General features: G+C 67.5%; 13 protein-coding genes. 8 read left to right on the plus strand and 5 right to left on the minus strand.

The features are described from left to right. The first annotated feature begins 37 nt into the window (after nt 1-37). Nucleotides 38-1,024, plus strand: a complete 987-nt coding sequence (locus A4F85_RS19580) for a Bug family tripartite tricarboxylate transporter substrate binding protein (protein ID WP_013804548.1) — start codon at nt 38-40, stop codon at nt 1,022-1,024. A gap of 39 nt (nt 1,025-1,063) precedes the next feature. Here the strand turns inward: A4F85_RS19580 and A4F85_RS19585 are convergent, their stop codons facing one another. Continuing rightward, nucleotides 1,064-1,633 (minus strand): DUF1439 domain-containing protein, encoded by a 570-nt coding sequence (locus A4F85_RS19585; protein WP_065346849.1) that lies wholly within the window; start codon nt 1,631-1,633, stop codon nt 1,064-1,066. Between the two features lie 273 nt (nt 1,634-1,906). On the opposite strand from A4F85_RS19585, the gene A4F85_RS19590 reads away from it, so the two are divergent. From A4F85_RS19590 to A4F85_RS19600, 3 genes are all read left to right on the plus strand, one after another. Further along, nucleotides 1,907-2,980: a porin gene (locus A4F85_RS19590; RefSeq protein WP_063327496.1), complete on the plus strand. Its 1,074-nt coding sequence runs from the start codon at nt 1,907-1,909 to the stop codon at nt 2,978-2,980. 280 nt (nt 2,981-3,260) lie between these two features. Further along, nucleotides 3,261-4,631 (plus strand): type II toxin-antitoxin system HipA family toxin YjjJ, encoded by a 1,371-nt coding sequence (yjjJ, locus tag A4F85_RS19595; RefSeq protein ID WP_063327497.1) that lies wholly within the window; start codon nt 3,261-3,263, stop codon nt 4,629-4,631. Between the two features lie 200 nt (nt 4,632-4,831). Continuing rightward, nucleotides 4,832-5,479, plus strand: a complete 648-nt coding sequence (locus A4F85_RS19600; protein ID WP_063327498.1) for a DUF924 family protein — start codon at nt 4,832-4,834, stop codon at nt 5,477-5,479. Nucleotides 5,480-5,559: 80 nt separating this feature from the next. Here A4F85_RS19600 and A4F85_RS19605 read toward each other — a convergent pair whose 3' ends face one another. The 4 genes from A4F85_RS19605 to A4F85_RS19620 form a co-directional block, all read right to left on the minus strand. Further along, a complete protein-coding gene (locus A4F85_RS19605) occupies nt 5,560-6,708 on the minus strand; it encodes an acyltransferase family protein (protein WP_013804553.1) in 1,149 nt (382 codons plus the stop codon). A gap of 510 nt (nt 6,709-7,218) precedes the next feature. After that, nucleotides 7,219-8,076 (minus strand): tRNA-uridine aminocarboxypropyltransferase, encoded by an 858-nt coding sequence (locus A4F85_RS19610; RefSeq protein WP_197485501.1) that lies wholly within the window; start codon nt 8,074-8,076, stop codon nt 7,219-7,221. Between the two features lie 8 nt (nt 8,077-8,084). Continuing rightward, on the minus strand, nt 8,085-8,696 hold the full coding sequence (locus A4F85_RS19615) for a class I SAM-dependent DNA methyltransferase (RefSeq protein WP_013804555.1): 612 nt from the start codon (nt 8,694-8,696) through the stop codon (nt 8,085-8,087). 90 nt (nt 8,697-8,786) lie between these two features. Beyond that, on the minus strand, nt 8,787-9,173 hold the full coding sequence (locus A4F85_RS19620) for a VOC family protein (RefSeq protein WP_047326371.1): 387 nt from the start codon (nt 9,171-9,173) through the stop codon (nt 8,787-8,789). Nucleotides 9,174-9,312: 139 nt separating this feature from the next. Between A4F85_RS19620 and sbcD the strand changes: the two genes are divergently transcribed. The 4 genes from sbcD to A4F85_RS19640 all read left to right on the plus strand — a co-directional run bounded on the left by sbcD (nt 9,313) and on the right by A4F85_RS19640 (nt 15,920). Then, nucleotides 9,313-10,590: an exonuclease subunit SbcD gene (gene sbcD / locus A4F85_RS19625; RefSeq protein ID WP_063327499.1), complete on the plus strand. Its 1,278-nt coding sequence runs from the start codon at nt 9,313-9,315 to the stop codon at nt 10,588-10,590. Then, on the plus strand, nt 10,587-14,084 hold the full coding sequence (locus A4F85_RS31265) for an AAA family ATPase (RefSeq protein ID WP_063327500.1): 3,498 nt from the start codon (nt 10,587-10,589) through the stop codon (nt 14,082-14,084). Before sbcD ends, A4F85_RS31265 begins: the two co-directional genes overlap by 4 nt. A gap of 82 nt (nt 14,085-14,166) precedes the next feature. Then, the gene (locus A4F85_RS19635) at nt 14,167-15,105 is read left to right on the plus strand and encodes a GSU2403 family nucleotidyltransferase fold protein (protein ID WP_034366888.1); all 939 of its coding nucleotides are present in this window, start codon (nt 14,167-14,169) and stop codon (nt 15,103-15,105) included. A gap of 206 nt (nt 15,106-15,311) precedes the next feature. Further along, nucleotides 15,312-15,920: a hypothetical protein gene (locus A4F85_RS19640; RefSeq protein WP_063327501.1), complete on the plus strand. Its 609-nt coding sequence runs from the start codon at nt 15,312-15,314 to the stop codon at nt 15,918-15,920. The last annotated feature ends 7 nt before the right edge of the window (nt 15,921-15,927 follow it).

The following is a 15,927-nucleotide window of genomic DNA, read 5'->3' on the forward strand; positions in this document are numbered from 1 at the left end:
CCCTGCCGCCGGGTCATAACAATCAACGGAGACATGCATGACAAGACATTCCACCCGCCGCCACGCACTGGCCCTGCTCGGCACCACCGCCGCCGCCTGGGCGGCCCTGCCCCTGGTCGCCACAGCGGCCGGCTACCCCGAGCGCCCCGTGACCGTGGTCGTGCCCTACTCGCCCGGCGGCGGCGTGGACATCATCACGCGCCTGGTCACGCCGCCCATGGCGGAGCTGCTGGGCCAGTCCCTGGTGGTGGACAACAAGCCCGGCGGCGGCACCAACATCGGCATGGGCGCGGTGGCACGCGGCGCGGCCGACGGCTACCTGCTGCTGACGGCATCCAACACGCTGACCACCAACAAGGCGCTGTACGCCAAGCTCAATTTCGATCCGCTCAAGGACCTCATCCCGGTGGGCCGCATCGGCGAGGCGCCGCTGGTCGTGGTGGTCAACGCCAAGTCGCCCCACAAGAACCTGGCCGAGCTGATCGCCGCCGGCAAGGCCAAGGCTGGCGCCCTGTCCTATGGCACGGCTGGCGTGGGCAGTTCGGGCCACATGGCCAGTGCCCTGCTGGAGCGCGCAGGCGGCTTCCAGGCCGTGCACATCCCCTACAAGGGCGGCTCGGCCGCCGTGACCGACCTGCTGGGCGGGCGGCTGGACTTCATGGCCATTAACCCGCTGGAGGTGGCCGGCCATGTGGGCAGCGGTGCGCTGCGCGCCCTGGCGGTGCTCAACCACAATGGTTCGCGCCTGTTGCCGGGCGTGCCCACGGCGCGCTCGCTGGGAGTGAATGTGCAGGCCACCGTGTGGTGGGGCCTGGTGGCGCCGGCCGGCACGCCGCCGGCCGTGGTGCAGGCGCTGAACCAGGCTTTGAACAAGAGCCTGGCCCAGCCCGCCGTGCTGCAGAAGCTGGCCGACATCGGCGCATCGCCCATGGGCGGCACGCCGGCCGAGTTCGGCGCCTTCATTCAGGCCGAGAGCGCCGAGCTGGGCGAGGTGATTCGCGCGGCCAATATCCGCGCGGACTGAGACGCGGGCGAAGGGAAGGACGAAGGCGCGCCGCTGCGCTCAGCGCGGCGCGACGGGCTTCTGGACCAGGGCCACGCTCAGACCGTCCGGCGTCACCGTGATGGCGCCGGGCTCCATGTTCAGCGAGTCCATCAGGGCCAGTTCCTTGTCCTGCAGCTGGTAGAGCACGAGCTGGCCCAGCGCCTGCTCGGCCAGCGCGCTGGCATAGGTGGTGAGCATGTCGCTCATGGCGGGCGCCAGGTCGTTGATGACCAGGCTGTTGACCTTGATCTGATGGGCGCGCAGCGTGCGGTCCGTGGGCTCGTAGCGCAGCGCGAAGTCCAGGTTCAGATGGCCGCCATAGCCCTGCTTGAGCACGGGCCCCGACAGATCGGCCTGCAGCACCGCATTGAGCGCGTTGCGCTCGGGCAGCAATCCCAGCACCGGCGAATGCAGCTTGAGCTGCAGCATGCCGGCCACGGGGAACTGCCGGGGAAAGCGCTGGGCCACCACCTCCTGCAGCCTTTGCCGCGAAACCGAGACATTCCCAGGTCCGGACTTTCCCGAACATCCGGTCGCGGCCAGGCTCCAGCCCGCTGCCACGACCATCAACAAAAAGCGGCGATTCATCACGACAGCACAAGCCTCAGAAAGCCCGACACGAAACCCTGAAGCGCCATGCATGCCATACGCATGGCGCTATGTTTTTTGAGAGCGACATTGTCCCGCCAGGGGCTATTCCCTGTCCCGGCAGTGGGTGTTGCCCGGCACCTGCGCGAAGCCACTTCGAGAACGAAACGACATAGCAGCTAGTGCCCGCCGGACATAGGCAGTACCGGCTCCCATACGGAAACTCGGCCGCTCGCAAAGTTCCCGCCTTCCAGAAGAAATCAAGGAGACACCATGAAGAAGAACATCGCCCTCGCCCTGCTGGCCACAGGCTGCGCGGCCGGCCCCGCCCTGGCGCAGTCCACCAGCAGCGTGAGCCTGTACGGCATCATCGACGTGTCGGTGCGCGCGCAAAGCGGCCTGTCGGGCGCCAATGCGCCGGCTGCGGGCAGCATGGGCTCGGTCAACAGCGGCGTGGGTCCCACCAGCCGCTGGGGCATACGCGGCAGCGAGGACCTGGGCGGCGGCCTGCGCGCCATCTTCAACCTCGAATCCACGCTGGGCGCCGACGTGGGCGGCATCGGCGGCGTGGCCGGCACCTTCGACCGGGCGGCCATCGTGGGCCTGGCAGGCCACTGGGGCGCGGTCACGGCTGGCCGGCAGAACACGCTGATCTCCGACTCCGTGGGCCTGGTCGATCCCATCGCCCTGCGCTTTGCGGGCCTGAACCCCAACATCCAGGTCACCAGCCTCACGGGCCACGGCCTCAACAACGAATGGGGCGCCACCAACACCAAGGTGGGCTCCAACCGCGTCAACAACTCCATCAAGTACTCGGGCAGCTTTGGAGGCCTCACGGCGCGCGCCATGTACAGCTTCGGGGAGACCGGCGTGTCGGCCTCGCGCCTGGACACGCGCGGCCTGGGCCTGGACTGGCGCCAGGACGACCTGGTGCTGACCAGCGCCTACACCCAGTTCCACGACACCAGCGGCCGCACGCTGGACGCCGCCAACATCGGTGGCGCCTGGAGCCGTGGCGACCTGCGCCTGATGCTCAACTACGGCCGCAACAAGGCCGAGACCAGCGACACCGCGAAAACCACGAACAAGATCCTGGCCCTGGGCGCACGCTATGCCGTCACGCCCGTCATCGGCCTGAACGGCGGCTACTACAAGGTGGACCGCGAGCGCACGGGCCAGGGCGACGACGGCTTCCAGCGCCTGATCGGCTTCGTGGACTACCAGCTGTCCAAGCGCACCAGCCTGTTCCTGGAGCTGGACACGACCAAGTGGAAGAACGGTTACCAGGGCGCAGGCAACAAGACACGCGCCAGCGGCATCAGCCTGGGTATCACGCACAATTTCTGACCCCCTGAGCGGCTGGCGCCGCTTCCCCCAGGGGACGATGCCCTCGGCTAGGCGCCCCCGCCGCGAGGCGGCTCTTGCTCGGCGTCTCTGAGTTGGAGCACGCCAGTTTCACAGGCTGTGATCGTGATTCGCAGACCTGCAAGCCGCCGCGAAATCCAGCTTTGCCGCGCCCTTGGGCGCGGTTTTTTTATCTATTCATATATCCATTCATGGATTTGCATAAATCCTTGATTTTCAATAAATTAACCCCTTGTTTCATCCATTCATGAATTGATTCCCCATGGCCACTGAAGACCTTTCCCTGCAGGTGCTGGCAGCACTGCGCCGCCAGGGCGGTGCGCTGGCGGCGCGCGAGTTGCAGCAAATGCTGGGCGTGAGCCAGCCCACGGTGTCGCGCGCGCTGGCACCGCTGATCCAGTCAGGCCAGGTGCGCAAGGTGGGGGCGGCGCGCACACAGCGCTATGTGCTGCCGCGCCAGGTGGCGGGCGTGGGCGCCGAGGTGGCCATCATGCGCGTGGACACCGAAGGCCATGCATCGCCCTTCGGCCGCATGATCGCCCTGCACGGCGGCGGCTTCTGGGTGGATGAGGCCGACGGCCTCAGCGAGCAGCACGACGGCCTGCCCTGGTTCCTGGACGACATGCGGCCCCAGGGCTTCATCGGCCGCAGCTTTGCGCACAGCCACCCCGAACTGCAGCTGGGCGGCGACCCGCGCCAGTGGGGCGAGGACGATGTGCTGCGCGCCCTGGCCCGCTTTGGCGAAGACCTGCCGGGCAACCTCATCGTGGGCGAAGCCGCCTTCGAGCGCTTCCACTCCCTGCCCGCGCGCACGCTGCGCGCCGCCTCTGCGGCCGACTATCCGCGCCTGGCCATGCAGGCCATGCAGGGCACGCATCCGGGCTCGTCGGCGGGCGGCGAGCAGCCCAAGTTCTGCTGCATCACGGCCGGGCGCAGCGTCATCGTCAAGTTCTCCCCGGCAGGCAACGCGCCGGCCGAGCAGCGCATCCGCGACCTGCTGGTCTGCGAGCACCTGGCGCTGCAGACCCTGGCCGAAGACGGCCTGCCCGCAGCGCGCACGCGGCTGTTCCTCGATGGCGGCCGCGCCTTCCTCGAATCGGAGCGCTTCGACCGCAGCCAGCCGGCGCCGGGCGATGGCGATGTGCCCGTCTCACAGGCCCACCCGGGCAGCAACCCGGGACGCATCGGCATGGTGTCCCTGCAGGTGCTCAATGCCCAGTACGTGGGCGAGGTGGACAACTGGGCAGCCACGGCCAACCGCCTGGCCGCACGCGGCCTCATCACCGAGGCCGACGCGCGCAGCCTGCGCCTGCTCGAAGCCTACGGCCAGCTCATCGCCAACACCGACCGGCACTACGGCAACATCTCCTTCGTGCTGCCGCAGCCCCATGGCGACTGGGCGCTGTCGCCCACCTACGACATGCTGCCCATGCTCTACATGCCCATCAACGGCGAGATCGTGGAGCGCGACTTCGGCGCCCAGCCCCAGCGACCCACGGCCGCCACGCTGGCCGAATGGCCGCATGCCCAGGCGCTGGCACGCCGCTTCTGGCAGACCGTGGCGCAGGATGCGCGCATCTCCGGGGACTTTCGCAGTATTTCCACGCGAAATCTTGAATTCATGAGTGCCTGATTGACAGGCACCAGCAATGAAATCTGAATACCAATCTGTGGATAACGCCGGTAATTTCTCTTGAAAAACCTGTGCACATTCTCTTGAAAAACATTTGCACAAGCTGTGCTTTGACAGCGCAAAAACTGCCATCCACAAGGGCAGTACGCCACCGCCTGCACAATCGAAGGCTTCCTCATCCGACAAGAGCCTGGCCACCGATGACAAGCATTGCCCCTTCTCACGCCGCAGACCCGCGCATCGCCGACGTGCTCAGCTACTGGCTGGGCTCCGCGCATCCCGACAACGCGGGCGCCCTGGCCTGCAAGAACCTGTGGTTCATCAAGTCCGATGCCACTGACGACCAGATCCGCGAGCGCTTCGGCGCCCTGGTCGAAGATGCGCTGGCCGGCCAACTGGACGGCTGGGCCGGCACGGCGCTGGGGCGGCTGGCGCTGATCGTGTTGCTGGACCAGTTCACGCGCAACCTGTTCCGGGGCACGGCACGCAGCTTTGCAGGCGACCCGCAGGCGCTGCAACTGGCGCTGGACGGCATCGCCCTGGGCCATGACCGCCATGCCGACCTGCCAGCCGTGGCGCGCATCTTCTGCTACCTGCCGCTGGAGCATGCCGAAGACCTGGCCCTGCAGGACCGCAGCGTGGCCGCCTTCCAGGCCCTGGCCGACCAGGCCGGTGACGCTGGCGGCGAGGGCGTGCGCGAGTTCCTCGGCGGCACGCTTGACTACGCCCACCGGCACCGCGACGTCATCGTGCGCTACGGCCGCTTTCCGCACCGCAATGCCATCCTGGGCCGCACCAGCACGGCCGAGGAACTGCAGTACCTGTCCCAGCCCGGCTCAGGGTTCTGAGAGCGCAGCGGATCTCCTTCACCCACAAAAAAGGGAACGTGCCAACGTTCCCTTTTTTGCTTTCGGCGCGCTGCCCGCATTCAGGCCGGCTGCGCCTGCGGCTGGCGCTCGCCGCCCTTGCGCTCGCCATCGCGCATGCGCAGCGCCCAGCGCTCGATCGTGTAGAACGACAGCGCCGACAGCGCCACCGAGATCGCCAGGCCCAGCGCCACCACCACGGGCCACGAGAAGTCGGCGCGCAGATAGCGCACCACCGGGTAGTGCCAGAGGTAGACGCCATAGGACAGGCGGCCCAGCTTCACCAGCGTGGGCGACGACAGCATGTCGAAGACCAGGCCCGAGCCCTGGCTTGCCGCCACCAGCAGCACCACAGCGGCGCATTCCACCACGGTGATGCCCCAGACCATGGCGTCCTGGTTGTCCCATTGCAGCGCCATCAACAGCGGCACGGCCAGCGGCACCCACATGGCGTGGTGCATGCGCGCCTTCAGTGCAGCGATGAAGTCGGGCCGCTCGATCATCACCGCCGCCAGCAGCGCACCGGCGAACAGGCCCGAGGCACGGGTGTCGAAGCGAAAGAAGATCTCATAGAAGTGCTGGCCCTGGTCCACCCAGTACACGCGCCACAGCCAGCTCAGCGCCCACAGCAGGGCAATCGGGCGCCACAGACGGCCCGGCTTGGAAAAGCGCAGCAGCAGCACCAGCAGCGGCGGCCAGATCAGGTAGAAATGCTCCTCCACCGACAGCGACCACATGTGCAGCAGCGTGTCCGGGCTGTCGAAGAAGGCGATGCCGTAGTCGGCCAGATAGAGGATGGAGACCAGCGCATCGGTGTAGATGTCGTTCAGGTCCGGCCACAGCAAGGGCGCGAAGATGCAGTACGCGCCCAGGAACAGGGCCAGCGCCGGCATCAGGCGATAGAAGCGGCGGCGGTAAAAGCGCCAGAAGCCGATGCGGCCTTCGGATTCGTTCTCCATCAGCAGCAGCGAGGTGATCAGATAGCCGCTGAGCACGAAGAACAGGTCCACCCCGAAGAATGCGCCATCGAACAAAGGCGCATGGGAGTGCGACAAGATCACCAACAGGATCGCCACGCCCCGCAGCCCGTCAAGGGCGGGGTTGTAGTGCAGTTTGAAATCCTTGACCACCAAAACCGGACACCTTTCCAACGCCGGGGCATACGCCCCGGGCCATGAACAAACCCCATGAAAAATGGAGCACGCGGACATGGCGCAGCCGTCCCCGGGAGGGTCGCAACGCATGGTCCAGCGCGATAAGAGAGACGGCACGCCCCAAGGTTCCCGGCAGATGCTGTGACCAGCAATCCGCGAGCCGCGGCTGCGGCGCACCTGGAGGATGCGGGCCGCCTCTACGGGCGGCCCTGCGTGCACGAACATGCCCTGCAGTACAGGGCAATGGCTGATGAATTTCAGCGAAATCCGATTTTAGCCATCACCGCCTGCGGGCCAGGTTCGATGGACATTCGGCCTGGAATCCTGGGTCACCCCGCCCCGCCGCCTGTCCACCTCTCATCGCACGCCGCGAGTATGGGCAGCGCACCGCGGCCGGAACGTAACAGGAAGTTGTCGCCGCCGCTGCTGCGCCCGGCCTCACGCCGCCCTGCGCCGCCCTGTTGAGCCAATGGCGAACACAGGGCAAGGGGAGTTGGATGCGCCGTCAACAATTTGGAACAAAACGCCACCAATCCCAATGAACACCAGCATCTTCCGCTATCGTTTTTAACAAGCAGGCGGACAAACGGAAGAGATCGCGTCCTGCAGACCACGGCGCGCGTCACTGTCTGCCTGCACTGGCTGCTGGTTCTTGGCGCGCAGATAGTGCTCGGTGAACAGCGCCAGGTAGCTCTCCAGCGCGCGGCCTGCGCGCCGGTCGCCGCCGTCGCCCGTCAGCTCCAGGCACAGGGCCGCCACCTCGCTGGTGCAGAAATGGTCTTCGCGCTGGGAGCGGCGCAGACGGTACTGCGACACCTGGTCCGGGTGCAGGCTCAGCACCGGAAAGCGGTCCAGGTAAGGGCTCTTGCGGAACATCTTGCGCGCCTCGGGCCAGGTCGCGTCCAGCAGGATGAACAGCGGGCGCCGGCCTGGGTGCGGTTCAGTCCCGGCCTGGGCTCCGGCCCGGGGCGCCGGCAGCGCATGCACCACGCGCTGCGGCGGCTCCACGAACTCGCCGGGAAACACCACATAGGGCTGCCACTGCGGGTCATCGAGCAAGGCCAGCAGGCCCGCATCGGCCTCGGTTCGCGCCCAGCCGAAGGCGTGCGTCTGCTCCACCACATCGGCGATCAGCCAGCCCGTGTTGCTGGGCTTGAGCGGCTCGGCATCGTGCATCAGCAGGCAAAAGCCCGCCCGCGTCGGCAGCATGGGACGCAGCGCGCAAAGGCAGTGCGAAGGCCGCAGCCGGCAACCCTCGCAGCGCTCGCCGCGCGGCCCGCCGCGCGACAGAAACGGCCGCGTGCTGCGCGCCAGCCGCTGCGTGCGCAGCCGCGAGACCGCATGCGGCGCCACGCCGGAGTCCACGCCGCGCAGATAGGACAGAGGCACGCAGGCATCCTGCGCCGAAGCAGGCACAGCTGACATTTCCAGGCTCATCCCACGCTTTCCAGCTCGAACAGCGGCAGCTCGGCGCGGCGGCTCAGCCACACGCCGCCGCCCAGTTCCTTGAAATGCTCGGCCAGCCCGCGCCGGTACAGATCGGCCCGGTGGCGGAACAGGCGCGGATCGGTCAGATCCTCATCGATCACGCCGCGTTCGTAATCCTCGCGCGCCACCGCCTCCACATACAGACCGCCTCGGCTCAACCGCCCCAGATTGGCCAGCGCGCGCTTGAGATCCGGCGGGCTCAGATAGGGCAGCACGCCCTGGCAGATCACCAGATCGAAGGGCTCTGCAGGATCATGCGCCGCATAGTCCACCACCGAGCCGCGCTCCCAACCGAAGCGCCCGCACAGGTACTCGCTGAACTCCACGCCGTGGTAGCTGGCACCGGGGAAGTGGCGCTGCACCGCCTCGCGCCACAGACCGATGCCGCAGCCCACATCCAGCACGCGGCGCACGGGCACGCGCACATAACTCAGGTAGGAACAGACGAAAGCGCCCAGACGGTTCACATGCTCGGTATCGACCACGCTGGTCTTCTTGTCGAAGTAGTAGCGCTGGTAGTACGCCTCGTCGAACCACTGGTCACTTGCTGATTGCACGCATTCTCCTTGGGGGTGAGCGCCCGGCGGGCGCGTTCGGGCGGGAGTATGGCGCAGAGGGGTTTGTATATGCCGGGATGCGGTATTCGCTCAGGCCTTCGGCGGCCGATGCAACAGGCACAGCTTGTTGCCATCCAGATCCCGCACATAGGCCAAGTACAGCCGGCCACCGGGCGAAGCCTCGCGCCAGCCGGGCGGATCCTCGCAGGTCACGCCCCCGGCTGCCACGGCGGCGGCATGGGCCGCGTCGGCCTGCTCGGGCGACTGCGTCGCAAAGCCGATGGTCGCGCCATTGCCGTGGCAGGCAGACTCGCCGTTGATCGGTGTGGAAATGGCAAACGTGCCGCCCGCGCTGCGGTAGAAATAGCGGTTCTTGTTGGCCATGCCCGGCGCAATGCCGAGCGCTCCCAGGAATGCGTCGTAGAACTGCTTGGATTTTTCGAGGTCGTTGACCCCGACCATGACGTGGCTGAACATGCCTGTGTCTCCTTGGTTGATGCGAACCGGGATGTTAGCTGCGGCACGCCGTCCTGCTGTCACCCATGCGCGCCAGCGACCATACTGTCGCCCCCGCCACAGCCGGCGGACATTGCACCGATACCGCGATACCGAAACCATGCGCCTTCTTCACACTTCCGACTGGCACCTGGGCCAGCACTTCATGGGCAAGAGCCGCCAGGCCGAGCACGCTGCGCTCATCGACTGGCTGCTGGAGCAGGTCGATGCCCAGGCGGTGGATGCCGTGCTCATCGCGGGCGATATCTTCGACACCGGCGCGCCGCCCAGCTATGCGCGCGAGCTGTACAGCCAGCTGGTGGTTCGCCTGCATGCGGCGGGCGTGGCCCTGCTGCTGCTGGGCGGCAACCACGACTCCGTGGCCACGCTGGCAGAGAACCGCGAGCTGCTGGCCTGCCTGGACACCACCGTGGTTGCCGCCGTGGGCGAGACGGCCAGCCACGTGGTCGAGTTGCCGCTGCGGCGCCGGCCGGGGCAGCCGGCCGCGCCCGGCTGCATCGTCTGCGCCCTGCCCTTCATGCGCCCGCGCGACCTGGTGCTGAGCCAGCCCGGCCAAAGCGCCGAGCAAAAGCAGCAGGCGCTGCAGGCCGCCATCGAGTCCTGCTACCGCAGCGTGCACGACGCCGCCATGGCACGCCGTGACGCGCTGGCCGCCGCATCCGGCCAGCGCCTGCCCATCATCGCCACGGGCCATCTCACCACCGTGGGCGCCAGCAGCAGCGAGTCCGTGCGCGAGATCTACGTGGGATCGCTGGACGCCTTCCCCACCTCGGCCTTTCCGCCCGCCGACTACGTGGCCCTGGGCCACATCCACCAGCCGCAGAAAGTGGGCGGCCTGGAGCACATCCGCTACAGCGGCTCGCCCATTGCGCTGAGCTTTGACGAGGCCCGCCAGTCCAAGCAGATGCTGCTGGTGGACCTGGGCCCCGAAGGGCTGCAGTCCGTCACGCCGCTGCCCGTTCCCTGCTTTCAGCCCATGGCCTCGGTGGCAGGCAGCCTGACCGCCTTGCCGGATCTGATGCGCACCGCCGCCCAGGCCGGCAGCCCTGCACGGCCCGTGTGGCTGGAGGTGGTGGTGGAGCAGGACGACTACCTGCCCCAGCTCACCGACCGCGTGCAGGCCCTGGCCGATGAGCTGCCCGTGGAGCTGCTGCGCGTGCGGCGCCAGCGCGGCCGGGCGGTGGCCGGCATGGCCGCCGCCGCCGGCGAGTCGCTGCACGAGATCAGCCCCGCCGACGTCTTCGAGCGCCGCCTGGCGCTGGAAACACTGGAGCCCGGCCTGGCCCAGGCCCTCACCCGGCGCTACCAGGAAGTGGTGGCCGGGCTCGATGCGCCCCAGCCAGGCGCCGGCGAACACGGCAAGGAGGCCCGCGCATGAAGATCCTTACGCTGCGGCTCAAGAACCTCAACTCGCTCAAGGGCGAATGGCGCATCGATTTCACGCAGGCACCGTTCGCGGGCAACGGCCTGTTCGCCATCACCGGGGCCACGGGCGCGGGCAAGTCCACCCTGCTCGATGCCATCTGCCTGGCGCTCTACCACAAGACACCCAGGCTGAACAACATCTCGGCATCGGCCAACGACCTCATGACGCGCCACACGGCCGACTGCCTGGCCGAGGTCGAATTCGAGGTCAAGGGGCAGGTCTACCGCGCCTTCTGGAGCCAGCGCCGCGCACGCGACAGGCTTGATGGCGCACTGCAGGCGCCCAAGGTGGAACTGGCCCGGGGCGACGGCAGCATCCTCAGCAGCCAGACGCGCGACAAGCTGGAGCAGACCGCCGCCATCACCGGGCTGGACTTCGAGCGCTTCACCAAGTCCATGCTGCTGGCACAGGGCGGCTTTGCGGCTTTTCTGCAAGCCAATGCCAATGAGCGCGCCGGCCTGCTGGAAGAGCTGACAGGCACCGAGATCTACGGCCTCATCTCGCAGAAAGTCTTCGAACGCGCCCGCGACGCCCGCCAGCGCCTGGACCAGCTCAAGGCCCAGGCCGATGGCGTGGAGTTGCTGACGCCCGAGGCGCGAGATGCCCTGCAGGCCCAGGCCGACAGCCTGGTGACGGAGCAGGCTACATTGCAGACCGACTACCTGCGCACCCAGGCCCAGCACCAATGGCAGCAGCAACTGGCCCAGGCCACCCAGACACTGCAGGCCGCCCGCACCGGCTGCGCAGACGCCGCCCAGGCACTGGAGCAGGCCGCGCCCGAACTGGAAAGCCTGGCCCATGACGAGCCCGCGCAGGCGCTGCAGCCGCTGCACCAGGCCTGGCAGCGCAGCACCGCCGCCTGCGATGACAGCCGCCAGCAACTGCAGCAACTGCGCGAGCACGAACAGCAGACCCAGGCCCGGCTGCTGCTGCAGCACCGCCATGCCCAGGCCCTGTCCGCCCGCCTGGCCCAGGCCGCGCAAGACACCCTGGCCCGCCAGCAGGCCGAGCACCAAACGCTGGAACAGTTCTGCACCCACCATGCCGCCCATGCCCTGCTGGGCGAGCGCCTGGGCAGCTGGCGCCAGCAGTTCAAGCTGCGCGCCAGCCAGCAACAGCAAGCGGCCAGCCAGCAGCAGGCCCTGCGCAAGCTGGATGCCGAACAGGCCCGCATGGCGCAAAGCGCCGAAGCCGGCGCGGCCCAGGTCCAGGCCGCCACCGACGCCCAGGCCTGCGCCAGCGCCGCACTCCAGCACGCGCAGGACGAACAGGCGCAGCGCCTTCAAGGCAGCGGCGGCATGGCCGAGCTGCGCGCTCGCGAGCAGGCAGAGCAGGACCGCCTGCACCTGTGGCGCCAGGCAGAAACCCAGGCCGCGCAGCGCCGCGAACTTGCGCGCCAGCGACAGACACTGGCCCGGGAATTGCGCGAAGGAACAGCACTGGCGCAGCAGCAGACGGACACCTGGCAAGCCCTGCGCACGCGCTACATAGACGTGCGAGAACAGGTCCGCGACAAGCAAAAACTGCTGGCCCAGGAGCAGCGCATCCAAAGCCTGTCCGAGCACCGCCACGCCCTGCAGCCCGGCCAGCCCTGCCCGCTGTGCGGCGCGCACGAGCACCCGGCCGTGGCCGCCTACGAAGCGCTGGACGCCTCGGCCACCGAAGCCGCGCTGCGCCGCAAGCAGGATGAACTCGACGCCCTGCAAACCCAGGGCGAAACCGCCCGCGCCACGCTGGCCGCCACCACGGCCGCGCAGGCTGCACGCCAGCGCCAGGCCGACGGACTGGAACAGGACATCGCACGCTGGCACGACACATGGAACGACACATGGCAGGGCCTCACGCAACCCCTGCAGCTCGCGCCAGACAGTTGGCAACAGGCCGACACCCTCGCCGCATCGGCCCAGGCCTGCGCCCGCCAGCTGGACACGCTCAAGCGCGCCGTGCAGGCCGCCGAGCAAGGCGAGCAGGCCGTGCAACAGGCCAAGGACGCTGCCCAGCACAGCCGCCAGTCACTGCAGACCGCGCAAGGCCAGCTTGCGCTGCAGCAGCAGGCCCTGGCCGACCACAGCGCACGCCGCGAAGAACTGCAGCAATCCATCGCCGGCCTGCAGGCCGAAGCCCAGGCGCTGAACGCGCAGTTGCAGGCCTCACTCGGCGAGGCCGGCCACACCCTGCCCGACGACGCCCAGCCCTGGCTTGAAGCGCGCGAAGCCGAATGGCAGCACTGGCAACAGGCCCGGCACGACCTGCAGCAACTGGCCCAATCCATGGCCTTGCAGCGCAAGGAATGCGAGGCGGCCGAGGCCGATGCGCAGCGCTGGAAAAAACAGTCGGAAACACAGTGGGAGGCACAGTGGGAGGGGCAGAGAACGGCGCAGCCCCATCCCGCCGATACGGCTGTGGCAGAGCCGCCTTCACTGCCCTTGCCGCCCGTGGAACAGCTGCCGCAGGCCCTGGCCGAATGCGCCAACGACATCGCCGCTCTCACGCGCCAGCAGGATGCCCTGCAAGGCCAGCAGCAACAGGCCCAGGCCACGCTGGCCCGCCAGCGCGAGGAAGCGGCCCAGGCCGAATCCGCATGGCAGGCCGCCCTGGCCGCCAGCCCCTTTGCTGACGAATCCACCTACCTGCAGGCCCTGCTGCCCGCACCCGAACGCCAGCGCCTGGCCACGCTGCGCCAGCAACTGCAGGCGGCACAACAGCGCGCGGCCACCCTGCTGGAAGCCGCACAGCGCGAGCACGCGGATCTGCAGGCCCAGGCCCTGACCGACCTGGCACCCGAAGCCATCCAGGCGCTGCTGCAAACACTGCAGGAGCGCCATACGGCACTCAGCGAACAACTGGGCGGCACCCGCGCCCAGCTGGCCGATGACCAGCGCCGCCGCCAGGGCCAGCAGGCCCTGTTCGAGCACATCGCCGCCCAGGCCAGCGACAGCGACCTGTGGCAGCACCTGGATGGCCTCATCGGCTCGGCCAAGGGCGACAAATACCGGCGCTTCGCCCAGGGCCTCACCCTGGACCACCTGCTGCACCTGGCCAACCTCCACCTGGCGCGCCTGCATGGCCGCTACCTGCTGCGCCGCAAGCCCGAGGGCGAGCTGGAACTGGACATCGTCGACAGCTGGCAGGGCGACACCCCGCGCGACACGCGCACGCTATCGGGCGGCGAGGCCTTCCTCGTCAGCCTGGCCTTGGCACTGGCCCTGTCGGACCTGGTCAGCCACAAGACCTCCATCGACTCCCTGTTCCTCGACGAAGGCTTCGGCACGCTCGATGCCGACACGCTGGAGATCGCCCTCGACGCACTCGACCGGCTCAACGACAGCGGCAAGATGATCGGCATCATCAGCCACGTGGAGGCGCTCAAGGAGCGCATCGCCGTGCAGGTGCGGGTGGAGAAAGGCGGTGGCGTGGGGCATTCGAGGCTGGTGGTTTCTTCGTGATCCGAAGCGTTTCAAAATCTCTTAGGCAGTTGTTTTTAAAAGAATTTCGGTATAAAAGAGAAATTCTCAAAAAAATACCGAAATGCAAGACCTCCAGCCATCAGCGGCCCGCCAGTACATAGACGCCGTATCCACCTTCGAAGCTCTGGAAGAAGCCCGGGATGAAGGGGCTCAAGTACGCGGTGGCATGTATTGGCATGCGGGTCCGGCGTCGTCTCCTCAATCCAGCTACCTGATCCGCACCACGCCTGCGGGCGCCGAAACCAGCCTCGGTCTTCGCACGCCGGAAACCGAAGCCATCTATGAACGCTTCATGCAGCGCAAACAGGAAAGCGCCGAGCGTTTGGCCGGGCTCAAGGCCGCATTGGCCCAGCACCAGCGACTGAATCGCGCGCTGCGCGTAGGCAGGGTGGACCCGCTGGTGGTGGAGCTGCTCAACCGTCTGTCGATCACCGGGCTGAGTCCGCACTTTCGCGTGGTAGGAACGCATGCGCTTTACGCGTACGAGGCAGCAGCCGGCTTGCGGCTACAGGCAGATGCCCTGGCCACGCGCGACATGGACCTGTTGTGGGATACCCGCAAGCGGCTGCAATTTGCCACGCAACTCGCCCGCGTAGACAGCTCCATGCTCGGCGTACTGAAGAAGGTGGACAGCACGTTCCGCCTGCGCAAAAGCCAGCTCTACACGGCCGTCAACAAAGACGGTTTTGAAGTGGACATCATCCGTCGCGAACGTGTGGCAGACGATCCCCACCCCATCAAACTCAGCGACGCCGAGGAAGACTTCTGGGTGGCCCAGGCCAGGCGTGCCAACGTGCTGCTGGATGCGCCACCGTTTTCAGCCGTCATCGTCGCCAGCAATGGAGCCATGGCGCGCATGCATACCGTCCACCCGGCAACCTTCGTCGCGTTCAAGCGATGGATGGCCGGCCTGCGCGAGCGAGAGGCCATCAAGCGCAGGCGGGATGTACTGCAAGCGGACGTGGTGCAAGCGCTGGTGGACGGGTACTTGCCTCCATGAGTGCTTTCGGATACGTCTGAGACCTGTGCAATGTGTGAGCAGGCAGGCCTGGGCTCAACGCACATATGGGAAGTCATTGCGTGCCACTGCTTTGCTCTGCTCTGCAGCTCAATACGGAACTGTCACCAAACTGCCTCCCAACGCCTGCACCATCCTGCGGGCACGGCCTGCGTGGCCGCCGTTCACTCCTTTTCAAGGACCGTTCCATGCAAGTGCGCTTTCCCAATCCCTTCGGCCTGGCCCTGCCCGACGCCCAGGCGGTGCGCGAGTACCAGGCCGCGCAAGGCTTCTCCGACGCCTACGCGCAGTTCCTGATCACGCAGAACGGCCTGGACTTCGACCGGCTCGAAGCGGCGCCCGACCGCGAGGACTATCTGCAGGCCGACGACGAGACCGGCGACAACCACGCCTGGCTGCGCACCCTGCACCACTTCCGCGCAGGCTCGGAGCACTGCGACGTGGAGGACCACCAGCGCGAGAACCTGTTTGCCGCGCACTTCATGGTCATTGGCCATGACCCTGGCGGCAACCCCTTCGTGGAAGTGCTGCACGGCGCCTTCAAGGGCCGCATCGGCAGCCTGGACCATGAGCTGTTTGCAGGCTGCGAGGACCTGGAGCAGTTCCTCGAAGAAATGGAACTGAGCGGCTTTGCCGCCGCCAGCGTGGACGACCAGACCGACATGCTTTGCGACGAAGACCAGGGCCTGATCTGGTTCCACGCCAGCAGCATGGACAGCTTTTTGCAGCAATGCGTGTTCTGCGACGAGGACGGCTCGGGCTTCGTGGTGGACGAGCCGGGGTTGGAAGAGGATTGAGCCACGG

This window comes from Delftia sp. GW456-R20, from assembly GCF_001622915.1.
Taxonomy (GTDB): Bacteria; Pseudomonadota; Gammaproteobacteria; order Burkholderiales; family Burkholderiaceae_C; genus Comamonas; species Comamonas acidovorans.

Bases quoted from the DNA above. Each gene is read 5' to 3' on its own strand.
- A4F85_RS19580 (WP_013804548.1), top strand. From the start codon at position 38: ATGACAAGACATTCCACCCGCCGCCACGCACTGGCCCTGCTCGGCACC.
- A4F85_RS19585 (WP_065346849.1), bottom strand. From the start codon at position 1,633: ATGAATCGCCGCTTTTTGTTGATGGTCGTGGCAGCGGGCTGGAGCCTG.
- A4F85_RS19590 (WP_063327496.1), top strand. From the start codon at position 1,907: ATGAAGAAGAACATCGCCCTCGCCCTGCTGGCCACAGGCTGCGCGGCC.
- yjjJ (WP_063327497.1), top strand. From the start codon at position 3,261: ATGGCCACTGAAGACCTTTCCCTGCAGGTGCTGGCAGCACTGCGCCGC.
- A4F85_RS19600 (WP_063327498.1), top strand. From the start codon at position 4,832: ATGACAAGCATTGCCCCTTCTCACGCCGCAGACCCGCGCATCGCCGAC.
- A4F85_RS19605 (WP_013804553.1), bottom strand. From the start codon at position 6,708: ATGTCCGCGTGCTCCATTTTTCATGGGGTTTGTTCATGGCCCGGGGCG.
- A4F85_RS19610 (WP_197485501.1), bottom strand. From the start codon at position 8,076: ATGTCAGCTGTGCCTGCTTCGGCGCAGGATGCCTGCGTGCCTCTGTCC.
- A4F85_RS19620 (WP_047326371.1), bottom strand. From the start codon at position 9,173: ATGTTCAGCCACGTCATGGTCGGGGTCAACGACCTCGAAAAATCCAAG.
- sbcD (WP_063327499.1), top strand. From the start codon at position 9,313: ATGCGCCTTCTTCACACTTCCGACTGGCACCTGGGCCAGCACTTCATG.
- A4F85_RS31265 (WP_063327500.1), top strand. From the start codon at position 10,587: ATGAAGATCCTTACGCTGCGGCTCAAGAACCTCAACTCGCTCAAGGGC.
- A4F85_RS19635 (WP_034366888.1), top strand. From the start codon at position 14,167: ATGCAAGACCTCCAGCCATCAGCGGCCCGCCAGTACATAGACGCCGTA.
- A4F85_RS19640 (WP_063327501.1), top strand. From the start codon at position 15,312: ATGCAAGTGCGCTTTCCCAATCCCTTCGGCCTGGCCCTGCCCGACGCC.